At 63.5% G+C, this 21719-nt stretch carries 28 protein-coding genes; 21 read left to right on the plus strand and 7 right to left on the minus strand.

All coding sequences use genetic code 11. The features are described 5' to 3' along the window. Positions 1-587: 587 nt before the first annotated feature. The 12 genes from rplN to map all read left to right on the plus strand — a co-directional run bounded on the left by rplN (position 588) and on the right by map (position 7730). Positions 588-956 (plus strand): 50S ribosomal protein L14, encoded by a 369-nt coding sequence (gene rplN, locus PV772_RS04115; protein WP_003803789.1) that lies wholly within the window; start codon positions 588-590, stop codon positions 954-956. Positions 957-959: 3 nt separating this feature from the next. Then, positions 960-1322, plus strand: coding sequence for a 50S ribosomal protein L24 (gene rplX / locus PV772_RS04120; RefSeq protein WP_015937845.1), 363 nt, complete (start codon positions 960-962; stop codon positions 1320-1322). After that, a complete protein-coding gene (gene rplE, locus PV772_RS04125; RefSeq protein ID WP_018769138.1) occupies positions 1322-1903 on the plus strand; it encodes a 50S ribosomal protein L5 in 582 nt (193 codons plus the stop codon). The genes rplX and rplE overlap by 1 nt, the downstream gene beginning before the upstream one ends. A gap of 82 nt (positions 1904-1985) precedes the next feature. After that, positions 1986-2384, plus strand: coding sequence for a 30S ribosomal protein S8 (gene rpsH, locus PV772_RS04130; protein ID WP_015937843.1), 399 nt, complete (start codon positions 1986-1988; stop codon positions 2382-2384). An 18-nt stretch (positions 2385-2402) separates the two neighbouring features. Then, positions 2403-2939, plus strand: coding sequence for a 50S ribosomal protein L6 (gene rplF / locus PV772_RS04135; protein ID WP_141159770.1), 537 nt, complete (start codon positions 2403-2405; stop codon positions 2937-2939). A 2-nt stretch (positions 2940-2941) separates the two neighbouring features. Then, on the plus strand, positions 2942-3325 hold the full coding sequence (gene rplR, locus PV772_RS04140; protein ID WP_141159771.1) for a 50S ribosomal protein L18: 384 nt from the start codon (positions 2942-2944) through the stop codon (positions 3323-3325). Next, positions 3322-4038, plus strand: coding sequence for a 30S ribosomal protein S5 (gene rpsE, locus PV772_RS04145; protein ID WP_141159772.1), 717 nt, complete (start codon positions 3322-3324; stop codon positions 4036-4038). The genes rplR and rpsE overlap by 4 nt, the downstream gene beginning before the upstream one ends. Positions 4039-4040: 2 nt before the next feature. Further along, a complete protein-coding gene (rpmD, locus tag PV772_RS04150; RefSeq protein ID WP_009358731.1) occupies positions 4041-4247 on the plus strand; it encodes a 50S ribosomal protein L30 in 207 nt (68 codons plus the stop codon). After that, complete coding sequence (gene rplO, locus PV772_RS04155) at positions 4248-4733, plus strand: 50S ribosomal protein L15 (protein WP_141159773.1); 486 nt, start codon at positions 4248-4250, stop codon at positions 4731-4733. It abuts the gene before it with no gap. Between the two features lie 209 nt (positions 4734-4942). Beyond that, positions 4943-6253: a preprotein translocase subunit SecY gene (secY, locus tag PV772_RS04160; RefSeq protein WP_141159774.1), complete on the plus strand. Its 1311-nt coding sequence runs from the start codon at positions 4943-4945 to the stop codon at positions 6251-6253. 5 nt (positions 6254-6258) lie between these two features. Then, the gene (locus PV772_RS04165) at positions 6259-6828 is read left to right on the plus strand and encodes an adenylate kinase (RefSeq protein ID WP_210411207.1); all 570 of its coding nucleotides are present in this window, start codon (positions 6259-6261) and stop codon (positions 6826-6828) included. A 74-nt stretch (positions 6829-6902) separates the two neighbouring features. Further along, positions 6903-7730 carry a type I methionyl aminopeptidase gene (gene map / locus PV772_RS04170; protein WP_347885432.1) on the plus strand — a complete coding sequence of 276 codons (828 nt, stop codon included), beginning with the start codon at positions 6903-6905 and terminating at the stop codon, positions 7728-7730. Between the two features lie 106 nt (positions 7731-7836). On the opposite strand, the gene PV772_RS04175 is transcribed toward map, so the two are convergent. From PV772_RS04175 to PV772_RS04185, 3 genes are all read right to left on the minus strand, one after another. Next, positions 7837-9186, minus strand: coding sequence for an ABC transporter substrate-binding protein (locus tag PV772_RS04175; RefSeq protein ID WP_141159777.1), 1350 nt, complete (start codon positions 9184-9186; stop codon positions 7837-7839). A 73-nt stretch (positions 9187-9259) separates the two neighbouring features. After that, on the minus strand, positions 9260-10180 hold the full coding sequence (locus tag PV772_RS04180; RefSeq protein ID WP_141159778.1) for a carbohydrate ABC transporter permease: 921 nt from the start codon (positions 10178-10180) through the stop codon (positions 9260-9262). After that, complete coding sequence (locus PV772_RS04185) at positions 10177-11136, minus strand: sugar ABC transporter permease (RefSeq protein WP_347885433.1); 960 nt, start codon at positions 11134-11136, stop codon at positions 10177-10179. The genes PV772_RS04180 and PV772_RS04185 overlap by 4 nt, the downstream gene beginning before the upstream one ends. A gap of 222 nt (positions 11137-11358) precedes the next feature. Between PV772_RS04185 and PV772_RS04190 the strand changes: the two genes are divergently transcribed. The 8 genes from PV772_RS04190 (at position 11359) to PV772_RS04225 (ending at position 16601) form a co-directional block, all read left to right on the plus strand. After that, on the plus strand, positions 11359-12291 hold the full coding sequence (locus PV772_RS04190) for a P1 family peptidase (protein WP_347885434.1): 933 nt from the start codon (positions 11359-11361) through the stop codon (positions 12289-12291). Positions 12292-12462: 171 nt separating this feature from the next. After that, positions 12463-12684: a translation initiation factor IF-1 gene (gene infA, locus PV772_RS04195; protein WP_009358723.1), complete on the plus strand. Its 222-nt coding sequence runs from the start codon at positions 12463-12465 to the stop codon at positions 12682-12684. A 71-nt stretch (positions 12685-12755) separates the two neighbouring features. Next, entirely contained in the window at positions 12756-12869 is a 114-nt protein-coding gene (rpmJ, locus tag PV772_RS04200; protein WP_009358722.1) for a 50S ribosomal protein L36, read from the plus strand. Between the two features lie 184 nt (positions 12870-13053). Continuing rightward, the gene (rpsM, locus tag PV772_RS04205; RefSeq protein ID WP_003803743.1) at positions 13054-13428 is read left to right on the plus strand and encodes a 30S ribosomal protein S13; all 375 of its coding nucleotides are present in this window, start codon (positions 13054-13056) and stop codon (positions 13426-13428) included. Positions 13429-13482: 54 nt separating this feature from the next. Continuing rightward, positions 13483-13884 (plus strand): 30S ribosomal protein S11, encoded by a 402-nt coding sequence (rpsK, locus tag PV772_RS04210; RefSeq protein WP_018760435.1) that lies wholly within the window; start codon positions 13483-13485, stop codon positions 13882-13884. A 130-nt stretch (positions 13885-14014) separates the two neighbouring features. Next, positions 14015-15025 (plus strand): DNA-directed RNA polymerase subunit alpha, encoded by a 1011-nt coding sequence (locus tag PV772_RS04215; RefSeq protein ID WP_013601812.1) that lies wholly within the window; start codon positions 14015-14017, stop codon positions 15023-15025. Between the two features lie 68 nt (positions 15026-15093). Next, on the plus strand, positions 15094-15675 hold the full coding sequence (gene rplQ, locus PV772_RS04220) for a 50S ribosomal protein L17 (RefSeq protein ID WP_307362604.1): 582 nt from the start codon (positions 15094-15096) through the stop codon (positions 15673-15675). A gap of 32 nt (positions 15676-15707) precedes the next feature. Next, entirely contained in the window at positions 15708-16601 is an 894-nt protein-coding gene (locus tag PV772_RS04225) for a tRNA pseudouridine synthase A (RefSeq protein ID WP_347885435.1), read from the plus strand. Between the two features lie 15 nt (positions 16602-16616). Here PV772_RS04225 and PV772_RS04230 read toward each other — a convergent pair whose 3' ends face one another. Then, positions 16617-18278, minus strand: a complete 1662-nt coding sequence (locus tag PV772_RS04230) for an ATP-binding protein (protein WP_347885436.1) — start codon at positions 18276-18278, stop codon at positions 16617-16619. 251 nt (positions 18279-18529) lie between these two features. Here PV772_RS04230 and PV772_RS04235 point away from each other — a divergent pair, with 251 nt between their 5' ends. Then, positions 18530-19312, plus strand: coding sequence for a response regulator transcription factor (locus PV772_RS04235; protein WP_141182120.1), 783 nt, complete (start codon positions 18530-18532; stop codon positions 19310-19312). 3 nt (positions 19313-19315) lie between these two features. Here PV772_RS04235 and PV772_RS04240 read toward each other — a convergent pair whose 3' ends face one another. From PV772_RS04240 to PV772_RS04250, 3 genes are all read right to left on the minus strand, one after another. Continuing rightward, positions 19316-19798: an Hpt domain-containing protein gene (locus tag PV772_RS04240; protein ID WP_347885437.1), complete on the minus strand. Its 483-nt coding sequence runs from the start codon at positions 19796-19798 to the stop codon at positions 19316-19318. Positions 19799-19892: 94 nt separating this feature from the next. Then, a complete protein-coding gene (locus PV772_RS04245; RefSeq protein WP_141182118.1) occupies positions 19893-20777 on the minus strand; it encodes a type II secretion system F family protein in 885 nt (294 codons plus the stop codon). A gap of 7 nt (positions 20778-20784) precedes the next feature. After that, on the minus strand, positions 20785-21717 hold the full coding sequence (locus tag PV772_RS04250; protein ID WP_347885438.1) for a type II secretion system F family protein: 933 nt from the start codon (positions 21715-21717) through the stop codon (positions 20785-20787). Positions 21718-21719 lie beyond the last annotated feature (2 nt).

The following is a 21719-nucleotide window of genomic DNA, read 5'->3' on the forward strand; positions in this document are numbered from 1 at the left end:
TCCTCGTTTAACGGGCAGCGGGCGTGGCCGTCCGTCCCACACAGACGCCCCATCACTTCCTGCACCTTTTCCCGAAACGCCCCATCAGTTCCTGCACGCTTTTCGGAAACGCCACATCACTTGCCGAAACGTACCAGCGGGAGGTGATGGCGCGTTGGAGGATTTCCTGCAGGTAGTGATGGGGCGTTGTGGACTGCCGGACGACGGCGGCGCCTGGGTTGGCGGGGGAGTGGCACCTGGGTGGGCCGGAAGGCTGCCCTGCCCTGCGCGGCGCCGTCGTCCGTCTTGCGGGGCAGGCGACGGTGGTGATATGGGGACCGGCGGAAAACGTGCTAGGATATTGAGTTTGTATGGCGCCTTTCGTGCGCCATCATCAACCTCGTAAACAAGCGTGCCACAGCATAGTGCCCCTGTGCGCCCGGGATCCGTTCCCGGACCGGGTGGGAGCAACTGCTCCTGGCACGGGCGTTTAGGCCTGGTCTGGCAAAATCCAGGCAGGTCAAGAGACACCCCGATCAACCGTTCCGCAAGGCTCATTCCGTAGCAAGACCACGGCCTGAGAACCGGCGCGACGCAAGGAGTAAATAGTGATTCAGCAGGAGTCGCGACTCAAGGTCGCCGACAACACGGGTGCTAAGGAAATCCTTACCATTCGCGTTCTCGGTGGATCCGGCCGTCGCTACGCAGGCATCGGTGACGTCATCGTCGCCACCGTAAAGGATGCAATCCCGGGCGGCAACGTAAAGAAGGGCGATGTGGTCAAGGCCGTCATCGTCCGTACCAAGAAGGAACGCCGCCGTGCGGATGGTTCCTACATCAAGTTTGACGAGAACGCAGCTGTGATCCTGAAGAACGACGGTGACCCCCGCGGTACCCGCATCTTCGGACCGGTTGGTCGTGAACTGCGTGACAAGAAGTTCATGAAGATCGTTTCTCTGGCTCCGGAGGTGCTCTAGTCCATGGCTGCAAAGATCAAGAAGGGTGACCTGGTTCAGGTCATCACTGGCGCCAAGGCTGAGCGTGGCGGCGACCGCGGCAAGCAGGGCAAGGTTCTGCGCGTCTTCACCGACACCAACCGCGTGCTGGTTGAGGGTATCAACCGCGTCACCAAGCACACCCGTGTTGGACAGTCGCAGCGCGGCACCAAGACTGGCGGCATCGAGGTCGTAGAGGCCCCGATCCACATTTCCAACGTGGCCCTGGTTGACCCGTCGACCAAGAAGCCGACCCGCGTGGGCTTCCGCCTCGACACTGTGGAGAAGAACGGTGTCAAGAAGACCGTCCGTATCCGCGTGTCCAAGAGCTCCGGGAAGGACATCTAATGACTGAGACTCTCGAGACTCCGGCAACGAAGATCGTTCCTCGTCTGAAGACCAAGTACGCCGAATCCATCAAGGCAACGCTCCAGGATGAATTCAAGTACGAGAACGTGAACCAGGTACCCCGCCTGGTGAAGGTCGTTGTGAACATGGGTGTTGGAGATGCCGCCAAGGACTCCAAGCTGATCGACGGCGCTGTCCGCGACCTCACCCAGATCACCGGCCAGAAGCCGCAGGTTACCAAGGCCCGCAAGTCGATCGCACAGTTCAAGCTGCGCGAAGGCATGCCCATCGGTGCACACGCAACCCTGCGTGGCGACCGCATGTGGGAATTCGTGGACCGCCTGGTCACCCTGGCACTGCCCCGTATCCGCGACTTCCGCGGCCTGAGCGGCAAGCAGTTCGATGGCAACGGCAACTACACCTTCGGTCTGACCGAGCAGGTTATGTTCCACGAAATCGACCAGGACAAGATCGACCGCGTCCGCGGTATGGACATCACGGTTGTCACCACCGCCAAGACCGATGACGAAGGCCGCGCGCTGCTTAAGGCGCTTGGTTTCCCGTTCAAAACCGAAGCTTAATTAACTACGTAAAAGGTCCGGCCGCTCCGCTCCCCAGGGGATGGAACGGCGGAAACCGTTACGAGGAAGGGCATGAGCCCACATGACAATGACAGATCCTGTCGCAGATATGCTTACGCGCCTGCGTAACGCAAACTCGGCATACCACGACTCCGTGTCTATGCCTTACAGCAAGCTCAAGGCACGCGTTGCCGACATCCTCAAGGCCGAAGGTTTCATCGCCGGCTGGAAGGAAGAGGACGCTGAGGTTGGCAAGAAGCTGACCCTGGACCTCAAGTTCGGTCCGAACCGCGAGCGTTCCATCGCCGGTGTACGCCGCATCTCCAAGCCGGGCCTCCGCGTTTACGCGAAGTCCACCAACCTGCCCCACGTGCTCGGTGGCTTGGGTATCGCAATCCTGTCCACCTCTTCCGGCCTCCTGACTGACAAGCAGGCCGGCAAGAAGGGCGTGGGCGGCGAAGTCCTCGCGTACGTCTGGTAACGGGAAAGGAAGAGAATAATGTCACGTATTGGACGTCTCCCCATCACCGTTCCTGCCGGCGTTGAGGTCAAGGTTGACGGCTCTGTCGTCAGCGTCAAGGGTTCCAAGGGGGAGCTGACCCACACTGTGGCCAGCCCCATCGAGGTTGCCCTGGATGACAACACCCTGACCGTCAGCCGCCCGAACGACGAGCGCGCCTCCCGTTCGCTCCACGGCCTGACCCGCACCCTGATCGCCAACATGATCCAGGGCGTCACCGCAGGCTACGAGAAGAAGCTAGAAATCGTCGGTACCGGTTACCGCGTTCAGGCCAAGGGATCTGACCTTGAGTTCGCTCTGGGCTACAGCCACCCGGTCAACGTTTCGGCTCCGGCCGGCATCACCTTTGCAGTAGAGGGACCGACCAAGCTCTCTGTCTCAGGTATCAACAAGCAGCAGGTCGGCGAGGTCGCTGCCAACATTCGCAAGCTGCGGAAGCCTGACCCCTACAAGGGCAAGGGCATCCGTTACGCAGGCGAAGTCATCCGCCGCAAGGTCGGAAAGGCTGGTAAGTAACCATGGCCATCTCCATTAACAAGAAGCGTACGAACAAGAGCAAGGCTGCTGGTCGCAGCCGCCGCCAGCTTCGTATCCGCAAGCGCATTTCAGGTACGGCTGCCCGCCCCCGTCTGGTGGTCAACCGTTCCGCACGCCACGTATTTGTCCAGGTTGTCGACGACACCATTGGCCAGACCGTAGCAAGCGCGTCCACCCTGGAAGCCGACCTTCGTGCTTTCGACGGTGACAAGACTGCCAAGGCCAAGCGCGTTGGCGAGCTCGTTGCCGAACGTGCCAAGGCTGCCGGCGTCGAGGCTGTTGTCTTCGACCGTGGTGGTAACAAGTATCACGGCCGGATTGCCGCCGTCGCTGACGGTGCACGCGAAGGTGGGCTGTCACTGTGACCGAAGCAAACAAGGAAAAGGACACTGTGTCTGCAGATCAGAAGGCGCCCGAAGCCGCAGCTGCTGAGACCACTGCCCCCGCGGCCGAGGACCGCCGTGGTGGCGCCCGTCGCGGCGAGCGTGGCGACCGTGGCCAGGGCCGCGGCGACCGCGGTGGCCGTGGCGGCCGCGACGGTGGCCGCGAAGCCGAAAAGAACCAGTTCGTAGAGCGCGTTGTCACCATCAACCGCGTTTCCAAGGTCGTCAAGGGTGGTCGTCGCTTCAGCTTCACCGCACTGGTCGTCGTTGGTGACGGTAACGGCATGGTCGGCGTGGGCTACGGCAAGGCCAAGGAAGTTCCCGCTGCTATCGCCAAGGGCGTTGAAGAGGCCAAGAAGTCCTTCTTCCGCGTTCCCCGCGTTGGCAACACCATCCCGCACCGCGTTCAGGGTGAAGCCGCTGCCGGCGTCGTAATGCTGCGTCCGGCTTCCGCCGGTACCGGTGTTATCGCCGGTGGTCCGGTCCGTGCAGTACTGGAGTGCGTGGGCATCCACGACATCCTCTCCAAGTCGCTCGGTTCCTCCAACGCCATCAACATCGTTCACGCGACCGTTGATGCCCTGAAGCGCCTCGAAGAGCCGGCAGCAGTGGCTGCACGCCGCGGCCTGCCGCTGGACGAGATCGCTCCGGCTGCGCTGGTGAAGGCCCTCCTGGCTCCGAAGGCAGGTGTCTAGTCTTGGCTAAGAACCTGGTCCCCTCCGACGCTCAGTTGGAGATCACTCAGATCAAGTCCGCCATTGGCGGCAAGCAGAACCAGCGCGATACCCTGCGGTCCCTCGGCCTGAAGCGGATTGGACACACCGTTGTCCGCACCGCCGACGCCGTGACCGTCGGTATGCTCAACACGGTTCCGCACCTGGTAAAGGTAGAGGAGGCGAAGTAAATGGCAGAGAACACTGCTGATAAGGCGCAGGCTGCTGAGAAGCAGAGCGCCCTGAAGGTTCACCACCTGCGTCCCGCACCGGGTGCCAAGACCGCCAAGACCCGTGTTGGTCGTGGTGAGGCATCCAAGGGCAAGACCGCCGGTCGCGGTACCAAGGGTACGGCTGCCCGCTACCAGGTGAAGGCTGGCTTTGCCGGCGGCCAGCTGCCGCTGCACATGCGCCTGCCGAAGCTGCGCGGCTTCAAGAACCCGTTCCGGGTTGAGTTCCAGGTTGTAAACCTGGACAAGCTCAACGAGCTGTTCCCGGAAGGTGGCGCAGTCACCGTGGAGAACCTGGTCGAAAAGGGTGCCGTTCGCAAGAACCAGCCCGTCAAGGTGCTGGGCACCGGCGACATCACCGTCAAGGTTGACGTCACCGCCCACGCATTCTCGGCCAGCGCCGCTGAAAAGATTGCTGCAGCAGGCGGAAGCACCACCGCCCTGTAAGGGACGGCGCCAGCTGTTGAACTCCCGGTATCCGCGGGCTTCGGCCCCGGATACCGGGAGTTTTCATATCCGCCCGGCGAACAATTCCCGCCATCCGGCGCATGCGCGGCGGCCCGGATTGTTCGGTCGGGTCCCAGACCCGTTAGACTCGGATGTCGGGATTTATCAAATTCCGCCACCCCACCCTTATTGACACCACAGGAGGACGCTTGCTTAGCGCATTTGGCCGGGCCTTTCGCACGCCTGATCTGCGACGCAAGTTGTTGTTCACGCTGGGAATCATCACCATCTTCCGCTTGGGTGCTTTCATTCCCTCGCCAGGTGTGAACTACCAGAATGTCCAGCAATGCTTGCATAACGGTCAGACCGCCGGCGGGCTGTACCAGCTCGTCAACCTCTTCAGCGGCGGCGCGTTGCTCCAGGTGTCCATCTTCGCCCTGGGCATCATGCCGTACATCACGGCCAGCATCATCGTCCAGTTGCTCCGGGTGGTCATTCCCCGGTTCCAGCAGCTTTACGAAGAGGGCGCCTCGGGACAGTCCAAGCTGACCCAGTACACCCGCTACCTCACCATCGCGCTGGGCCTGCTCAACGCCACCACCCTGGTGTCCCTGGCCCGCTCAGGGCAGCTGCTTCCCGGCTGCCAGTTGCCGGTGATCCCTGACAGCAGCATCATCACCACCATCCTGATCATCATCACGCTCACGGCCGGCACCGGCCTGATCATGTGGATGGGCGAGCTCGTCACGGAGAAGGGCGTGGGCAACGGCATGTCGCTGCTCATCTTCACTTCCATCGCCGCCCAGTTCCCCACTTCGCTGGGTGCCATCTGGACCTCGCAGGGACCGGGAACCTTCTTCCTGGTCCTGGTGGTGGGTCTCCTCACGGTGGCCCTGGTGGTCTTCGTCGAGCAGTCACAGCGCCGCATTCCGGTGCAGTACGCCAAGCGGATGATCGGGCGGCGCACCGTGGGCGGGACCAGCACTTACATTCCCATCAAAGTGAACATGGCCGGCGTCATTCCGGTGATCTTCGCTTCTTCCATGCTCTACATTCCCGGGCTGATCGCGCAGTTCAACCAGCCCCGGAACGGCGAGTCCATGCCAGCGTGGGTTGAGTGGATCAACAACAACCTCACCCGCGGAGACCACCCGATCTACATGGCGGTTTATTTCCTCCTGATCGTGTTCTTCACCTACTTCTATGTCGCGATTACCTTCAACCCTGAAGAAGTCTCAGACAACATGAAGAAGTACGGCGGCTTCATCCCAGGTATCCGCGCCGGCAGGCCGACCGCTGACTACCTGCAGTACGTGCTCTCACGGATCACCCTGCCCGGCGCCCTCTACCTGGGCTTCGTGGCACTGATTCCGCTGGTGGCGCTGGTGCTGATCAACGCAAACCAGAACTTCCCGTTCGGTGGCACCTCGATCCTGATCATGGTGGGCGTTGGGTTGGAGACCGTAAAGCAGATTGATGCGCAGCTACAACAACGTCACTACGAAGGGCTTTTGCGATGACGAGAATGCTGATTATTGGACCTCCCGGTTCCGGAAAAGGAACGCAGGCGGAGCGGATTTCAGAACGCCTCGGCGTTGTGGCCATCTCCACCGGCGACATCTTCCGGGCCAACGTGAAGGGTGAAACCCCTCTCGGTATTGAGGCCAAGAAGTACATGGACAACGGCGACTTCGTCCCGGACAGCGTGACCAACAAGATGGTCCGCGACCGGCTGAACGAGTCCGACGTCGAAAACGGCTTCCTGCTGGACGGCTACCCGCGCACCACCGCGCAGGTTGACTACCTTGACGAGATCCTCGCCGACGGCGACGAGAAGCTCGACGTGGTCCTGCAGTTGACTGCCGACGACGAAGAACTCGTACACCGCCTCCTGGGCCGTGCCAAGGAAACGGGCCGGAGCGACGACAACGAAGCCGTCATCCGCCACCGCCTGGACCTGTACCACGAGCAGACCGAAGCCGTGGTGGCCAAGTATGCAGACCGCGGCATCCTCACCAAGGTTGACGGGATCGGTCCCATCGACGAAGTCACCAACCGCGTAATGCAGGCCATCAAGGCCGCGCAGGCAGCCTGACCCAAGGCGCCCAAGTTTTATCGAGGCTCCTCCCGGCATCCGGGAGGAGCCTCAGCCATTTGAAAGGACACATCATGGCCTTCGGCCAGCCCCGCATCGAAATCAAGAACAACGCCCAAATGCGTACCATGCATGAGGCCGGACTGGTCCTCAGCCGTGCCTTGGACGCCGCCGTCACCGCCGCAGTTCCCGGGGTCACCACCAAGCACCTTGACGATGTCTTCGCCGCCGTCCTCAACGAGGCAGGTGCCAAGTCCAACTTCCTGGGCTACCACGGCTTCCCGGCCACCATCTGCACGTCCGTGAACGAGGAAGTGGTGCACGGAATTCCTGGCAGCCGCGTGCTGCAGGACGGCGACATCATCTCCATCGACGGCGGCGCGATTGTCGACGGGTGGCACTCGGATTCCGCCCGCACCGTGATCGTGGGAACCGCGGATCCTGAAGACCAGAGGCTCTCCGATGTGACCCAGGCTGCCATGTGGCACGGGATCGCTGCGCTGGCCAAGCGGGGCCACGTCGGTGACGTCGGTGCGGCCATCGACGATTACGTGTCCTCGGTCCCGGGCAAGCCGCTGGGCATCCTGGAGGATTACGTGGGGCACGGCATCGGCTCCGAGATGCACATGGCCCCGGACGTCCTGAACTACCGCACCAGCCACCGCGGACCCAAGGTCAAGGCCGGCCTTTGCCTGGCCATTGAGCCCATGCTGGTGCGGGGCAGCATCGAGACCGCGGTCCTGGAGGATGATTGGACCGTTGTGACCACGGACGGCCAGCGCTCCTGCCAGTGGGAGCACTCCGTGGCAGTCCACGACAGGGGGATCTGGGTTCTTTCCGCGCCCGACGGCGGTGCGGAGCACCTGGTGCCCCTAGGCGTCACGCCGGTCCCGATCCCGTAAGGGACGTGCGCTTTCCGCCACGACGCAGAAAATCCCTGCCGACCCCGAAATAATGGGGTCGGCAGGGATTTTGCGCGTCGCCGGCGTTTAGGCGTAGCGAATTCCGCTAGGACTTCAGCTTCGGCTTCACGTCCTTGTCGTAGATGCCCTGCAGGGTGGTCTTCAGGTCCGTCATGGTGGATTTGACGTCGCCCTGCTGCGTGAGGATCTTCGCTGCGGACTTCGCCATTTCCTGGTCGGCGCCCGGCAGGAACACCCTGGCGTTGTCCTGGACCTTGGTCACCGCGAGCTGGTCCATGGCGGTCTTGATCTGCGGTGTCTTGGCCAGGACTGCCGTCATGTCCGCCGACTTGCGGGTAGGCATGTACCCGGTGGCGGCAGAGAACTCGGCGGTGCTCTCCGGCTGGGTGACGAAGTCCAGGAACATGCCGGCCGCGAGCTGTTCCTCCTTGGTGATGCCGCTGGGGATGCCCAGGCCTGCGCCGCCCGTGGGGCAGACGTTGGTCTCCGCTTTCGGGCCGCCGGGCAGGAAGCCAACGCCCACGTTGAACTTTGCCGATTTCAGGATTCCCAGCAGCGAACCGGTGGAGGAAATGGTGGTCGAGGTCAGCCCTGCGGAGAAGTCGTCCGCCGCTTCCTTGGAGGAGACACCTGCCCACTTGTCCTTGTAGATCGAGTCCTGGGCCCACTGCAGTGCGGCCACGGAGTCGCTGGAGTCGCAGGTGATGTCCCATTCCTTGGACCAGCCACCGCCCCAGCCCCAGAGCATGTTCTGCAGCGTCCAGCCCGCGTACCCGGCAAGCGCTGGGTAGATGTAGGCGTACTGGGCGCCTGAGCTTGCCTTCAGCTTCGGGGCCCACTCAGCGAATTCCTGCCACGTCTTGGGTGCACGGTCCGGCAGCCCGGCCGCGGCGAAGTGGTCCTTGTTGTAGTAGAACAGCGGAGTGGACCGGCCGTAGGGGAGCGCCCACTGCTTGCCGTCGTATTTGTAGTCGTTGACCAGCGACTGCTGGAAGTCGTCCATCTTCATGTTCAGCTGCTTGGTCAGGCTATCCACGGGAATGATGCTGCCGTTGGTGTAGTACCGGAACCACCACACGTCGGAGAGGACAACCACTCCGGGAAGGCCGGACTTGGCGGCCTGCGCGGTCTGGAATTTCTGGGCAATTTCCTCGTAGTTGGCCCCTGCGGTGACCAGGTTGACGGTGATGCCCGGGTTTTTGGCCTGGAACTTTTCAATCAGGCTCTTCTCAACGTCCTGTGACTGGCCCGGGTGGCTGGACCAGAAGTCGATCTTTGCCGCCGGCTTGACGCCACTGAAGTCGATGTCGGCTGCCTGGGATGTGGCTTGGCCACCGCCGGTTGTCGAGGGTCCGCCGCATGCGGCCAGGGCAGCGGCAGAGGCGGTGGCCCCTGCCAGGCCCAGGAAGTGCCTCCGGTCCAGGTGAAGTGTCATGACAGTTCCTTTCGGTTGTTGCCTGCGGAAGGGGGGTACTAAAAGGTTGGGAAGTACGACGGCGGCCGGCGGCTTAGCCGGTCACGCTGCCCTGGGTGAGGCCCGCCACGATGTAGCGCTGCAGGGCCGCGAAGACGATCAGGATGGGAACGATGACCAGGACCGCGCCGGCCATGAGGACGCCCCAGCCGGCTGCGTTGCTTTCGTTGTTCTGCAGCAGGGTCAGGCCCACCGGCAGGGTCATGGTTTCCGGCCGGTCCGTGATGATGAGCGGCCAGATGTAGTCGTTCCATTCGGTCACGATGGTCACCAGCGCTACGGTGGCGATGGAGGGAACGGACACGGGGACCACGATCTGCCAGAGGCGGCGCCAGTGCCCGGCCCCGTCCATCTCGGCCGATTCCAGGATGGACGCCGGCAGGGTCCGGAAGTGCTGCCGCAGCAGGAAGGTACCGAACGCAGTGCCCAGGCCGGGGAGGATGATCCCCCACAGCGTGTTCTTGCCGCCGATCCCCGCGATGAGGATGAAGTTGGGCAGGATGGACACCTGCGGTGGCACCATGAGGGCCACCAGGATCAGCAGGAAGATGAAGTTCCGGAACGGGAAGCGGACAAAGACCAGGGCATACGCTGTCAGGATCGCCAGGATCACTTTGATGGTGGCCCCTGCCAGCGTGACGATGGTGCTGTTCAGGAAGAACTGGCCGAACGGGACCGTGGTCATTGCGGTCCGGTAGTTCTCCAGGTTCAGGCTTTCCGGGAGGATTTTCAGATCGGTGGTGACAATCTCGCCGGACGTCTTGAAGGAGCTGAGCACCATCCACAGCAGGGGCAGGAATACCACCAGGGTGGCAATGATCAGGGGCAGGTAGCCGCCCACCACGGTCTGGACCAGGTTCCGGCGGGAGAACGGCCGGTCGGGACGCAGGCCCGGGTCTGGAGCGGAGACGGCGGGGGCGGTGGGGTCCGGGCTCACCGGTGAGAGGGACGTCACGAGTAATGAACCTTTCGTTCCACGAACCGCAGCTGGAGCACGGTGATCACCAGGAGGATGGCAAACAGGACCACGGAAATGGCTGCCGAGTAGCCGGCCCTGTTGTAGGCGCCGAAGGCCTGGAGGTAGGCCTCGTAGATCAGGGTGCTGGTGCCGGTGCCCAGCGGCGTCATGATCCTGATGAGGTCGAAGGCCTGCAGCGAGCTGAGCAAAGTGGTGATCAGGAGGAAGAACGTGGTGGGGGACAGCAGCGGCATTGAGATGCTGACGAAGCGCCGGAACCCGTTGGCGCCGTCGAGGGACGCCGCCTCCATGACTTCGGTCGGCAGGGACTGCAGCCCGGCGAGGTACACCACCGCGCAGTAGCCCAGGTTCTTCCAGACGTACACCAGGATCACCATGACCAGGGACAGCTGGGGATCGTTGATCCACTGCGGGCTCTGCTGGCCGATGCCGCGGAGCAGCCAGGCAAGGACGCCATAGCCGGGGTCGAAAATGAACAACCACACCAGGCCGACACCGACGCCGGAGAGGACGTAGGGGGCAAAGACCGCGGACCGGGCGAACGTGGTGCCGCGGACCCTGGCGTTCAGGGCCAGCGCCACCAGCAGTCCCAGAATCATGGAACCGCCCACCGTGACCAGGGTGAACACCGCCGTGGTTCCCAGCACCTTCGGTGCATCGTTGCTGGTGAAGAACGTGACGTAGTTGCCCAGGCCCACCACGGTGGCGGACGGGGAACCCAGCGTCCAGTCCAGCGTGGAGTAGTACATGTTGCTGAACAGCGGCCGGTACGTGAAGACGGCGATCAGTACCAGGTTGGGCAAGGCCATGGCAAGGAAAACAAAGAAATCGCGGCGGTTCCTTGCGCTCCACCGCCTGTGGGGTATTTTGGCGGTGCTGGCACCGGGGCCAGCGGGCCTGGTGGAGGGTCGTGGGGAGAGTTGACGTGTCATGCGGATCTCTCACGGGTTTCGGAGCCAGCTCGTGGCCGGTCGCGGGTAAGGGGAATCAAGCCATTACTTCACCACATTGTCGGTGGGCGAAACCCCTGAAAAAGCCCTTCTCCTCAAATAGTTAACAAAGGCTTCGTTGCCCATTAACCCTGTGTTGTTTGCAGTCTCGCATAAAGTTTGCCGATGCGGCAGGGGCGCGCCAGCAGAGGGGACAATAGGGGAATGGGAACCCTTACCGATGTCCCGGGCATCCGCGTGGGCCACGTCCAAAAGAACACCGACGGCTGGCTGACGGGCGTCACCGTGGTCCTGCCACCCCCAGGTACGGTGGGCTCGGTTGACGTCCAGGGCGGCGGCCCGGCCACCCACGAAACAGACGCCCTCGATCCCACTACCTTGGTCCGCACAGTGGACGCCGTCGTTCTCACCGGCGGCAGTGCCTATGGCCTGGCCTCTGCCACCGGTGCCCAGCGCTGGTGCGAGGAAAACGGCCGCGGCTTCGCCGTCCCCGGGGGAGTGGTGCCCATTGTCCCCGCCGCCGCCATCTTCGACCTGGGCAGGGGCGGGAACTTCTCCGCACGGCCGACGCCGGAGATGGGCTACGCGGCAACGGCCGCCGCAGCAGCACAAGGGGAAGGGCACGACGTCGGACGCGGCAATACCGGTGCCGGAACCGGGGCCCTTATCGGCAGGGGGCAGTACAAAGGGGGAGTTGGCACGGCGTCCGTCACGCTGGAGAACGGGGTTGTAGTGGGCGCGCTGGCCATAGTCAACGCACTTGGGCTCCCGTTTGGCGCGACCGCCCAGCCGGCGCAGCCCGCACACGGTGCCCCGCTCAATACCACTCTTGTCGTCGTGGCTACCAATGCCGTACTTGATGGGGCCGAATGTAAACGTACGGCCGCTGCTTCCCATGCGGGGATTGCCCGGGCCTTGAATCCGAGCCATACCCTGGCTGACGGGGATACCGTTTTTTGTCTGGCAACCGGCGCCGTCGCACTCGACCGCTCCGACGGAGCTGCCCGGCAGGTCAGCCTCATCACGCTCCAAAGCGCGGCAGCCGACGTCGTCCGTTTGGCGATCCTTGACGGCGTGGCCGCAGCAGATCCCGTGGCCACCCCGGCCGGTGAATATGGTGCGTACCGCACCGCGTAGGCTACTATGGCCGATTTAACTTTTACCGGCCAACAGGGTAGTGTTGTTTGTTGGTTGTCTGGACTGCCACGCCCTTTTGGGCCTGGAGGCGGCAATCGATCCAACAAAAACGTTCGTGGTCATGCCCGGTGCTATCCGGCGGGGCTGCGGCAACAACAGTTAGCGGAGGGTATGGCCAAGAAGGACGGGGTCATTGAGATCGAAGGCGTTGTGACCGAGGCGCTGCCTAACGCGATGTTTCGCGTTGAGCTCACCAACAAGCACATCGTTCTGGCACACATCTCTGGAAAGATGCGTCAGCACTACATCCGAATCCTCCCTGAGGACCGCGTAGTGGTGGAGCTGAGCCCGTACGACCTCACCCGTGGTCGTATCGTCTACCGCTACAAGTAAATTGCTGGGCTGCGGCAGTGCAAGCTGACCGTTGCTCCAGTTGACCAAACTGCTACACGCAAAGGAATGCCATGAAGGTCAAGCCGAGCGTCAAGCAGATCTGCGAAAAGTGCAAAGTGATCCGCCGTAATGGCCGGGTCATGGTGATCTGCGAGAACCCGCGCCACAAGCAGCGCCAGGGCTAATTTCCTTCCCTGAAGGAAATCCTGGGTTGCTAACCCACGCAAGTAAATAAAGGCAGCACAAGCTGATCTGGAACATTGAGCTCGAAAGAGTCCGGACAGCTAACCCCCGGTCGGAGGCTGGGGCCGCACGGAACGTGCGGGTGTACTGCCTACGACCTCCGGTTTATCAAGGAGTACTGCCACTATGGCTCGTCTCGCTGGCGTAGACATTCCCCGCGAAAAGCGGCTGGAAATTGCGCTTACTTACATCTACGGCGTGGGCAAGACCCGTGCACACGAAACCCTGGCTGCCACTGGCATCAGCGCTGACGTCCGCGTCAAGGACCTGACTGATGCCCAGCTGGTTGAGCTGCGTGACTACATTGAAGGCAACTACAAGGTTGAGGGTGACCTTCGCCGCGAAGTAGCAGCAGATATCCGCCGCAAGGTTGAGATCGGCAGCTACGAAGGCCTGCGCCACCGCAAGGGCCTGCCCGTACGCGGTCAGCGTACGAAGACCAACGCACGTACCCGCAAGGGCCCGAAGCGTACCGTCGCCGGCAAGAAGAAGGCCCGTTAAAATTCCCGCCCGGGATTTACGGACTTTCCCCAATAACTTTCTGTAGGAGAAAAAATGCCCCCGAAGACTCGTGGCGCGGTTCGCAAGCCGCGTAAGAAGGACAAGAAGAATATCGCGCTTGGCCAGGCGCACATCAAGAGCACCTTTAACAACACCATCGTTTCCATCACGGATCCGAGCGGCGCTGTTATCTCCTGGGCTTCCTCCGGTGAGGTTGGCTTCAAGGGCTCGCGCAAGTCCACCCCGTTCGCTGCCCAGATGGCTGCCGAAGCCGCTGCCAAGCGTGCGCAGGAGCACGGCATGCGCAAGGTAGACGTTTTCGTCAAGGGACCGGGTTCCGGACGCGAAACCGCCATCCGTTCGCTGCAGGCCGCAGGCCTCGAGGTTGGCTCCATCCAGGATGTCACCCCCGCAGCGCACAACGGCTGCCGCCCGCCGAAGCGCCGCCGCGTCTAATTCTTTTCCGCAGCAGGAGCTTGCCCGGACCAGCGATGGTCCGGGCAAGCCCAGCGCGTTAAGTCTTCAGACCGAATTTCCACCACCTGTGTTGCGTCATATAGCGGATGCTCGCCGAAAGGAAACCTAAGTGCTCATTGCACAGCGCCCCACCCTCTCCGAAGAGGTCGTCTCCGAAAACCGTTCGCGTTTCATCATCGAACCGCTGGAACCGGGCTTCGGCTACACCCTCGGAAACTCCCTCCGCCGTACCCTGCTCTCCTCCATCCCCGGTGCTGCCGTAACCAGCATCCGGATCGATGGTGTGCTGCACGAGTTCACCACGGTTCCGGGTGTCAAGGAAGATGTCACCGAGATCATCCTTAACATCAAGAGCCTCTCGGTTTCCTCCGAGCACGACGAGCCTGTCGTGGCTTACCTGCGCAAGCAGGGCCCCGGAGTCGTCACCGCCGCGGACATCGCTCCGCCGGCCGGCGTCGAATTCCACAACCCGGATCTGCACATCGCCACGCTGAACTCGAAGGGCAAGTTCGAACTCGAACTGACCATCGAGCGCGGCCGCGGCTACGTTTCGGCAGCTCAGAACAAGTCCGGCGACGCAGAGATCGGCCGTATCCCGGTTGACTCCATCTACTCGCCGGTGCTGAAGGTTACTTTCCGCGTGGAAGCAACCCGTGTTGAGCAGCGCACCGACTTCGACAAGCTGATTGTCGACGTCGAGACCAAGCAGGCCATCGCCCCGCGCGATGCCGTTGCTTCCGCAGGCACCACCCTGGTGGAACTGTTCGGTCTGGCCCGTGAGCTGAACACCGCAGCTGAAGGTATCGAGATCGGCCCGTCGCCCACCGACGCTGCCCTGGCAGCCGACATGGCACTGCCGATCGAGGATCTGGACCTCACCGTCCGTTCCTACAACTGCCTCAAGCGTGAGGGCATCCACACCGTGGGTGAACTCGTTGCCCGCTCCGAGGCTGACCTGATGGACATCCGCAACTTCGGTGCCAAGTCCATTGACGAGGTCAAGGCAAAGCTGGTTGAACTGGGCCTGTCCCTCAAGGACTCGCCTCCCGGTTTTGACCTCGCAGCACGCGCCGCAGCAATCGAAGAGGACGACGCCGCTTTCGGCGACGACGAACTCTAAACCAGACCTTGGCCGGCGGGCAGCACCATGGTGTGCCGCCCACGGCTTCCACATGAGGAGAAACAATTATGCCTACCCCCACTAAGGGTCCGCGCCTCGGCGGCGGCCCGGCTCACGAGCGTCTCATGCTCGCGAACCTGGCCTCATCCCTGTTCGAGCACAAGCGGATCACCACCACGGTGACCAAGGCCAAGCGCCTGAAGCCGTACGCAGAGCGCCTGGTGACCTTCGCCAAGCGTGGCGACCTCGCTTCCCGCCGCCGCGTGCTCGGCCTGATCAGCAACAAGGGCGTCGTCCACGAGCTGTTCACCGACATCGCCCAGGCTGTCGAGAACCGCGACGGCGGCTACACCCGCATCACCAAGATCGGCAACCGCAAGGGCGACAACGCTCCCATGGCTGTCATCGAACTGGTCCTCGAGCCGGTTTCCGCGAAGCAGGCCGTAGTTGCTGAGGCTACTTCCGCTGCAAAGCGCGACGCCGACAGGAAGGAAGCTGCTGCTGCCCCCGCTGCAGAAGAAGCTCCCGAGGCCGAGGTCGTCGAGACCGAAGCTGCTGAGGCTCCTGCCGAAGAAGCTGCAACCGAAGAGGCACCCGCCGCTGAGGAAGCTGCCGAGGCTCCCGCAGCTGAAGAGAAGGACGCGAAGTAATTCGCTGATTCTCTTCGCATAGACTTAGGTCTGTGAACCACCAAAAACCCGCGGCCCCCGTTCCAGGGGGCGGCGGGTTTTTGCGTATCCGGCTTGACCTTTCGTACGACGGCGGCCCGTTCAGCGGGTGGGCGCTGCAGCCCGGCCTGCGCACTGTCCAGGGCGTCCTGGAGGAAGCCATCGAGTTGCTGGTCCGGCGCCGGGTGCGGGTCACAGTTGCCGGGCGGACCGACGCCGGCGTGCACGCCCGGGGCCAGGTGGTCCACCTGGACCTCACCGAAGCCGAGTGGCTGGGGCTGCCGCGCGGGCACGAACTTGATCCCGCCGTCGCCATGCTGCGCCGCCTCCGCGGTGCCCTGAACCGGTCCCTGGGTGATCTGCACGGGGCGGTGGAGGTCCACAATATCTCGCCGGCCCCCGCTGGCTTTGATGCTCGCTTTTCCGCGCTCTGGCGGCGCTACAGCTACCGGATCGCCGACGGGCCCGCCCTGTGGGACCCGCTGGAGCGGTACTTAACGCTGTGGCACAAGAACCCGCTGGACGTGGACCTGTTGAACCAGGGTGCATCACAGCTGCTGGGCCTGCAGAATTTCCTGTCTTTCTGCAAGCCCCGCGAAGGAGCCACCACCATCAGGGATCTACAGCGCTTTGAGTTCCGGCGCGGCGAGGACGGCGTCATTGTGGCCACCGTCCAGGCGGACGCGTTCTGCCACAACATGGTGCGGGCCCTCATCGGCTCGGCACTGTACGTGGGGGAAGGCATTGAAGAACCGGGCTGGCTGCACGAGCGTCTGCTGCTGCAGAAGCGGGACGCCAAGTCGGTCCTCGCGGCTCCCCATCCGCTGGTGCTGGAAGAAGTGGCCTACCCCTCGGACAGCGAAATGCTGGCCCGCGCCGAACAGACCAGGGCGGTCCGCGAGCACTGATCCTTTGTCGCGTTGCTAGAACGACGGCGGCGGACCCTCTGCGGGGAGCGTCACCGTGAACGTGCTGCCCTGGCCTTCCCCGCTCTCGCACATGATGCTGCCGCCGTGGCGCTCCACGATCATCCGGGTGATGGAGAGGCCCAGGCCTGCACCCGGGATGGCCGCCTTTTGCGCCGATTCGGTCCTGAAGAAGCGGTTGAAGACTTTGGCGGCGTCGTCGTCGGAGATGCCCATCCCGGTGTCGCTGACGCTCAGCCGCACCCACTCCGGATCCGTCGTCGCGCTGATGCTGATCCGTCCGCCGTCCGGTGAGTACTTGATGGCGTTCGAGACCAGGTTGTCCAGCACCTGCCCGATCCTCAGCGGGTCCGCGTAGGCCCACAACGGTGAGGGGACGTCGGCTGCGATCTCCACATGGGACCGCTGCGCCGAGGCCAGGGCTGAGCTGAGGCTGGTCTCCACCAGGCTGGCGAGGTCTGTCCGCTTGGGGTGGACGTTCAGGGCGGTGGTGGCGGTGAGGTCGGCCACCAGCTCCAGGAGCCGCTCAGCATTCCGCTGGACCACCAGGAGCCGCTGGGCCAGGTGCGGTGGCAGGCTGTCCGCCTCTTCCAGGACCAGGTCCACGTTGCCAATGATGGAGTTCAAGGGGTTCTTGAACTCGTGCGAGACGTTGGAGATAAGGTCCTGGTTGGCGGCCAGGGATTCCACCCAGCCCGTGACGTCGGTGTAGACCACAACGGCTCCGGTGAGCCTGCCGTCCTCGCTGACCAATGGACGCGCCGCCGTGGATACCGCGCGCTGATCCGGGCCTTCACCGGCCCACACCAGGTAGTCGGCGAAGGATTCCCCCGCCATGGCACGGCTGATGGGCCGGCGGTCAGGCGGAAGCAGCGTCCGCCGGTCCTGGCCGAAGATGAGCTGGTGCCCCTGGCCCGGGATGGCGTCGTCAGCGCCCGTGGCGCGGCGGAAGTTGCGCTGGCGGCTGTTGGACACCAGGAAGTGGCCGGAACGGTCGACGGCGGCAATTCCGACGTCGGTGGCGTCCAGGACGGTTTCAAGCAGCTTCTCCCGTTCCCGGCTCGCCGCCAGCAGGTTCCGGAGCTCACGGTCCTTCTCTGCCAGCTTGCGCTGCTGCAGGCGCAGGTTCACGCTCGCGAAGCGGATCGCCAGGGAAACGGCGAGCATCATCACGGGGAAGAGAACCACTGTGGTGAGGTCCGATGCGGTGACGGCGGGAAAATGGCCAATCGCTGTGGGGGCCATGATGAAAAACGGCCCCAGGAAGCTGAGGACCAGGCTGGTGCGGGCCAGCATGCCGGATGCGGAGAGCCAGATGACCGGGAAGACCGCCAGGACGGCCAGCCCCGGCAAAAGCGGTGCCGCACCGTTGCGCATAAGGCCAATCGCCAGGAAGTCCAGGACGGGGACCAGCAGGTACGGCCTGTGCGGCAGGCGTTCCCAGGGAACCAGGAAGCACGCCAGGAACAGGCGTCCGTGCAGGGCCACGCCGGCCCCGTACCAGGGACTTCCCAACAAGGATGGCCACGCGGAGGGCGTGATCAGTGCGATAACGGCCACCACCACGGTCAGGGGAAGCTGGCACAGCACCACTTGGGCGCGTGGTCCCAGCCGGCGGAAGATGCGGCCGGGCCCGCGGTGGAACAATGGCTCAGCCATGTTTCTGACTCGTACCCCTTCACAACTGGATTGCAGGCCCGGCGGGGTCTTTGAATTGCTTTCCCTACCCCGCTACTTACCCTTTCCGCTCCATACTGCACATGTCTTGTCATAATAATTGACTTTTCAATTTTCGGGGCGAATTCAGCTGTGATCAGCAGGGCTTACTAGTAGCGTATAAATGGTTGGAGCGGGAATGGCATTGGCGCTGGGCCAATGGGGGGCCATCTCCGCCTGGCGCAGGGATAGCAATGGACGATCTTGGTGTAGCTGTAGTAATCGAAGATGACGCGGATGTACGGAACCTCCTGGAAGGCGTACTGACACAAGCGGGCTTCGAAGTGCATACAGCTGTTGATGGGCGGGCCGGGGTTGAGGTGGTCCGCAGCAAGCAGGCCAACGTTGTCACGCTCGACATTGGCCTGCCGGATATTGACGGCTTCGAGGTTTTGCGGCGAATCCGGAATTTCAGTAACGCGTACGTGGTGATGCTGACGGGACGGACGGAAGAACCGGACCTCCTGTCGGCTCTGAATGCCGGCGCGGACGACTACATTGCCAAACCCTTCAGGCCGCGGGAACTCCGGGCCAGGGTGGCGGCAATGATGCGCAGGCCCCGGCACGAGGTCGCGGGGGAGCAGCCGTCCCCGTCGCACTGGGGACAGGCCGCGGCCCCTGCCGTACACGCCGACCCGGCGGTGCTGCAGCACAACGGCCTCCTCCTGAACCACCGGACACGCACGGTGGAGGTCAAAGGTGAGCCGCTGGGACTGACCCGCAGTGAATTCGACCTGCTGCACGTCCTGCTCAAGGGCGGCGGTGCCGTGTGCACCAGGGCTGACCTGGTGCGCGCCGTACGGGGCGACTTCTATGACCACGACACGTACATCAGCGAGGCGGATGAGCGGGCCGTGGAGGTGCATGTGGGAAACCTGCGGCGCAAGCTCAAGGAGGACCAGCTGTCTCCGCGCTGGCTGCAGACCGTCCGCGGGGTGGGCTACCGGCTCGCACCGCGCAGGCCCGATGACGCCTGAGCGTCAGCCGTTTTCCAGGATGTAGGTCGACTGGAGCTCGGACACCGTCCGGGCCCCGTCCTGGGCCACCCCGGCCATCATGGCCTGGCCCTGGACAAAGTCGCCCTTCCGGATGAGGCCTTCGAGGACTTCGGCGAGCCTGGCCAGCCGGACACCGCCCACCATGGCAGAGCTGATCTTCAGGCTGATGACGGCATCCAGGGCAGAGGCCTCGTCCTGGGTGTCCACGGCTGTTCCCAGCCGCGCCAGGCGCAGGTCCCACATGGCGGCGTAGTCGCGGGCGAAACGCTGGGCCAGTCCTGATCCGGCCAGTTCGTCCTCGAGTTCGGCCAGCACGGCTGCGTCAATCAACGGCAAAAGCGCAGCCGCTTCGAGTGAGAGGGCCGTGCGTGCCGCCGGCCCGGGAGCGGCAGGCAACGGGACCCCGGCCAGCGGGGAGCCCACAACGGGGCTCTTTCCGCTGGAACCGGGATCCTGACTCTGCATTGTTCAAGGCTACTTCCTGGAAATCCTTCGGCGTCCAATTTCTTATCATTCTGTGTAAACCTTGAGGCAACCTTGCCGTCGCCCTGCGTATCGATTATTGTCCGCTGAACGTCATCACCGTATTGATCACGGCCGGTCCCAGGATGGCGATGAAGAGGACCGGGAAGATGAAGAACAACAGCGGGAATAGGATCATGACCGGCAGTTTCATGGCTTTTTCCTCGGCCCGCTGGCGCCGCTTGACGCGCATTACCTTCGCCTGGACACGCAGGACCCGGCTGATGGCGATGCCGTACGTGTCGGCCTGGACCACTGCCTGCACGAAGCTGCGCAGCTCAGGGATGCTGGTCCGTTCCGCCAGGGCGATGTAGGACTCACGGCGGCTGCGTCCCACCTGCATGTCCTGGAGGGTGCGGACCAGTTCCTCGGCCAGCGGGCCCTTGCCGTTCTCGCCGGCGCGGGCCATGGCGCCTTCGAAGCCGAGCCCTGCCTCCACGGAGATCAGCATCTGGTCCAGCGTGTTGGCCAGTTCAAGCTGCATGGCCTTCTGCCGCTCCTGGCCTTTGCTGTAGAGGAGGAGGTCCGGGATGAAGTAGCCAAGGACCAGGACGAAGATTCCGGCGAGCTTCATCAACGGGCTGCTTCCGATGCCCGCGAGCCAGAGGCCCACCGCGACGCCCGCCAGGCCGAGGGCGAGCTTGGACCCCAGCACCTTTCCCAGCGGCATTGAGGCGGGCCGGCCGGCGAGGGACAGCAGCCGGTCCAGGAAAGCCACGTAGGCCGGGGGAGTGACGCGCCGGCCGATGCCTTCCAGGAGGCTCGGCGTGGATGCAGGTGCAACTGCGGCGGGCGGGGCGCCACGGGAGAGGAGGTCGGTAACCGCGACGCGGCCCTGCTTGTCCACGGTCAGGACGGACCAGGCCATGGCACCCAGGGGGATGCAGACCAGCAGGACGGAGAGCAGGACGATGAGGTTCATGGGGTCCTCAGAACTTCAGGTCGATAATCTTGCGCATCCACAGCGCACCGATGGTCATCAGGACAAAGGAGGCACCGATCATCACCCAGCCCAGCGGATGGGTGAACATCGCGTTCATGTAGTTGGGGCTCACGGCCAGCAGCATGGCCACAATGCCGAACGGCATGGCGATCAGGATGTAGGCGGAGAACTTGCCTTCCGCGGCCAAGGCCTTGATGTGGCCCTTGATCTCTGCGCGCTCGCGGATGGTTTCGTTGACCTGGTCCAGCACCTCGGCCAAATTGCCGCCCACCTCGCGGTTGATCTGGATGGCCTGCGAGATCCACACGAAGTCCTCGTTCTTCATCCGGTCGGCGGTGTCGTTGAGGGCGGCGAGCAGGTCGCGGCCAAGGCTGGTCTCGGTGATCACCCGCCGCATCTCCTCCGAGGTGGGCTTCTGCGATTCGGTCGCCGCGGCGTCGATGGCGCGCAGGATGCTGTGCCCTGCGCGCAGGCCGCCGGAGAGCAGCTGCAGGGTGTCGCCCAGCTGGCTGTCGAAGGCGGTGCGGCGCTTGCCGGCCAGGAATCCGAGGACCAGTTTGCCCACGAAGGGTGCCAGCAGGGCCAGCAGCAGTCCCATGACGGGGCCAACCGTGACCAGGCCCACCAGCATGCCGACGCAGGCGCCGATCCCCACCAGCAGGAAGAACTCGGCCTGGCTGAGCCGCAGGCCGGCGTTCTCCAGTTCGGCCCGGGCGAAGAGCTTGACCTTCCGGCCGGCGAGGAGCCGTTCGAAGGACCTGACTGCGGACAAGGCCACGCGGGTCAGCGAGGATGGCGGCTCGGGTTCGGACGGGCGACGGCGGTCCAGCGGCACCGAGGGTGCGCTTGGCAGGAGCACGGCCACGCCCAGCAGACAGATGGCTGCGAGGAGGATAACGCTTCCGATGGCGATGATCATGG

It is taken from the genome of Pseudarthrobacter sp. CC12 (assembly GCF_039907755.1).
Taxonomy (GTDB): Bacteria; Actinomycetota; Actinomycetes; order Actinomycetales; family Micrococcaceae; genus Arthrobacter; species Arthrobacter niigatensis.

Coding starts and splice junctions, on each gene's coding strand:
- rpsM (WP_003803743.1), top strand. CDS start 13,054: ATGGCTCGTCTCGCTGGCGTAGACATTCCCCGCGAAAAGCGGCTGGAA.
- rpmJ (WP_009358722.1), top strand. CDS start 12,756: ATGAAGGTCAAGCCGAGCGTCAAGCAGATCTGCGAAAAGTGCAAAGTG.
- PV772_RS04240 (WP_347885437.1), bottom strand. CDS start 19,798: ATGCAGAGTCAGGATCCCGGTTCCAGCGGAAAGAGCCCCGTTGTGGGC.
- rplR (WP_141159771.1), top strand. CDS start 2,942: ATGGCCATCTCCATTAACAAGAAGCGTACGAACAAGAGCAAGGCTGCT.
- PV772_RS04190 (WP_347885434.1), top strand. CDS start 11,359: ATGGGAACCCTTACCGATGTCCCGGGCATCCGCGTGGGCCACGTCCAA.
- rpsK (WP_018760435.1), top strand. CDS start 13,483: ATGCCCCCGAAGACTCGTGGCGCGGTTCGCAAGCCGCGTAAGAAGGAC.
- rplQ (WP_307362604.1), top strand. CDS start 15,094: ATGCCTACCCCCACTAAGGGTCCGCGCCTCGGCGGCGGCCCGGCTCAC.
- PV772_RS04185 (WP_347885433.1), bottom strand. CDS start 11,136: ATGACACGTCAACTCTCCCCACGACCCTCCACCAGGCCCGCTGGCCCC.
- map (WP_347885432.1), top strand. CDS start 6,903: ATGGCCTTCGGCCAGCCCCGCATCGAAATCAAGAACAACGCCCAAATG.
- PV772_RS04230 (WP_347885436.1), bottom strand. CDS start 18,278: ATGGCTGAGCCATTGTTCCACCGCGGGCCCGGCCGCATCTTCCGCCGG.
- rplO (WP_141159773.1), top strand. CDS start 4,248: ATGGCAGAGAACACTGCTGATAAGGCGCAGGCTGCTGAGAAGCAGAGC.
- infA (WP_009358723.1), top strand. CDS start 12,463: ATGGCCAAGAAGGACGGGGTCATTGAGATCGAAGGCGTTGTGACCGAG.
- PV772_RS04235 (WP_141182120.1), top strand. CDS start 18,530: ATGGACGATCTTGGTGTAGCTGTAGTAATCGAAGATGACGCGGATGTA.
- rplE (WP_018769138.1), top strand. CDS start 1,322: ATGACTGAGACTCTCGAGACTCCGGCAACGAAGATCGTTCCTCGTCTG.
- rpsH (WP_015937843.1), top strand. CDS start 1,986: ATGACAATGACAGATCCTGTCGCAGATATGCTTACGCGCCTGCGTAAC.
- PV772_RS04245 (WP_141182118.1), bottom strand. CDS start 20,777: ATGAACCTCATCGTCCTGCTCTCCGTCCTGCTGGTCTGCATCCCCCTG.
- rplX (WP_015937845.1), top strand. CDS start 960: ATGGCTGCAAAGATCAAGAAGGGTGACCTGGTTCAGGTCATCACTGGC.
- rplF (WP_141159770.1), top strand. CDS start 2,403: ATGTCACGTATTGGACGTCTCCCCATCACCGTTCCTGCCGGCGTTGAG.
- PV772_RS04165 (WP_210411207.1), top strand. CDS start 6,259: ATGCTGATTATTGGACCTCCCGGTTCCGGAAAAGGAACGCAGGCGGAG.
- PV772_RS04250 (WP_347885438.1), bottom strand. CDS start 21,717: ATGATCATCGCCATCGGAAGCGTTATCCTCCTCGCAGCCATCTGTCTG.
- PV772_RS04175 (WP_141159777.1), bottom strand. CDS start 9,186: ATGACACTTCACCTGGACCGGAGGCACTTCCTGGGCCTGGCAGGGGCC.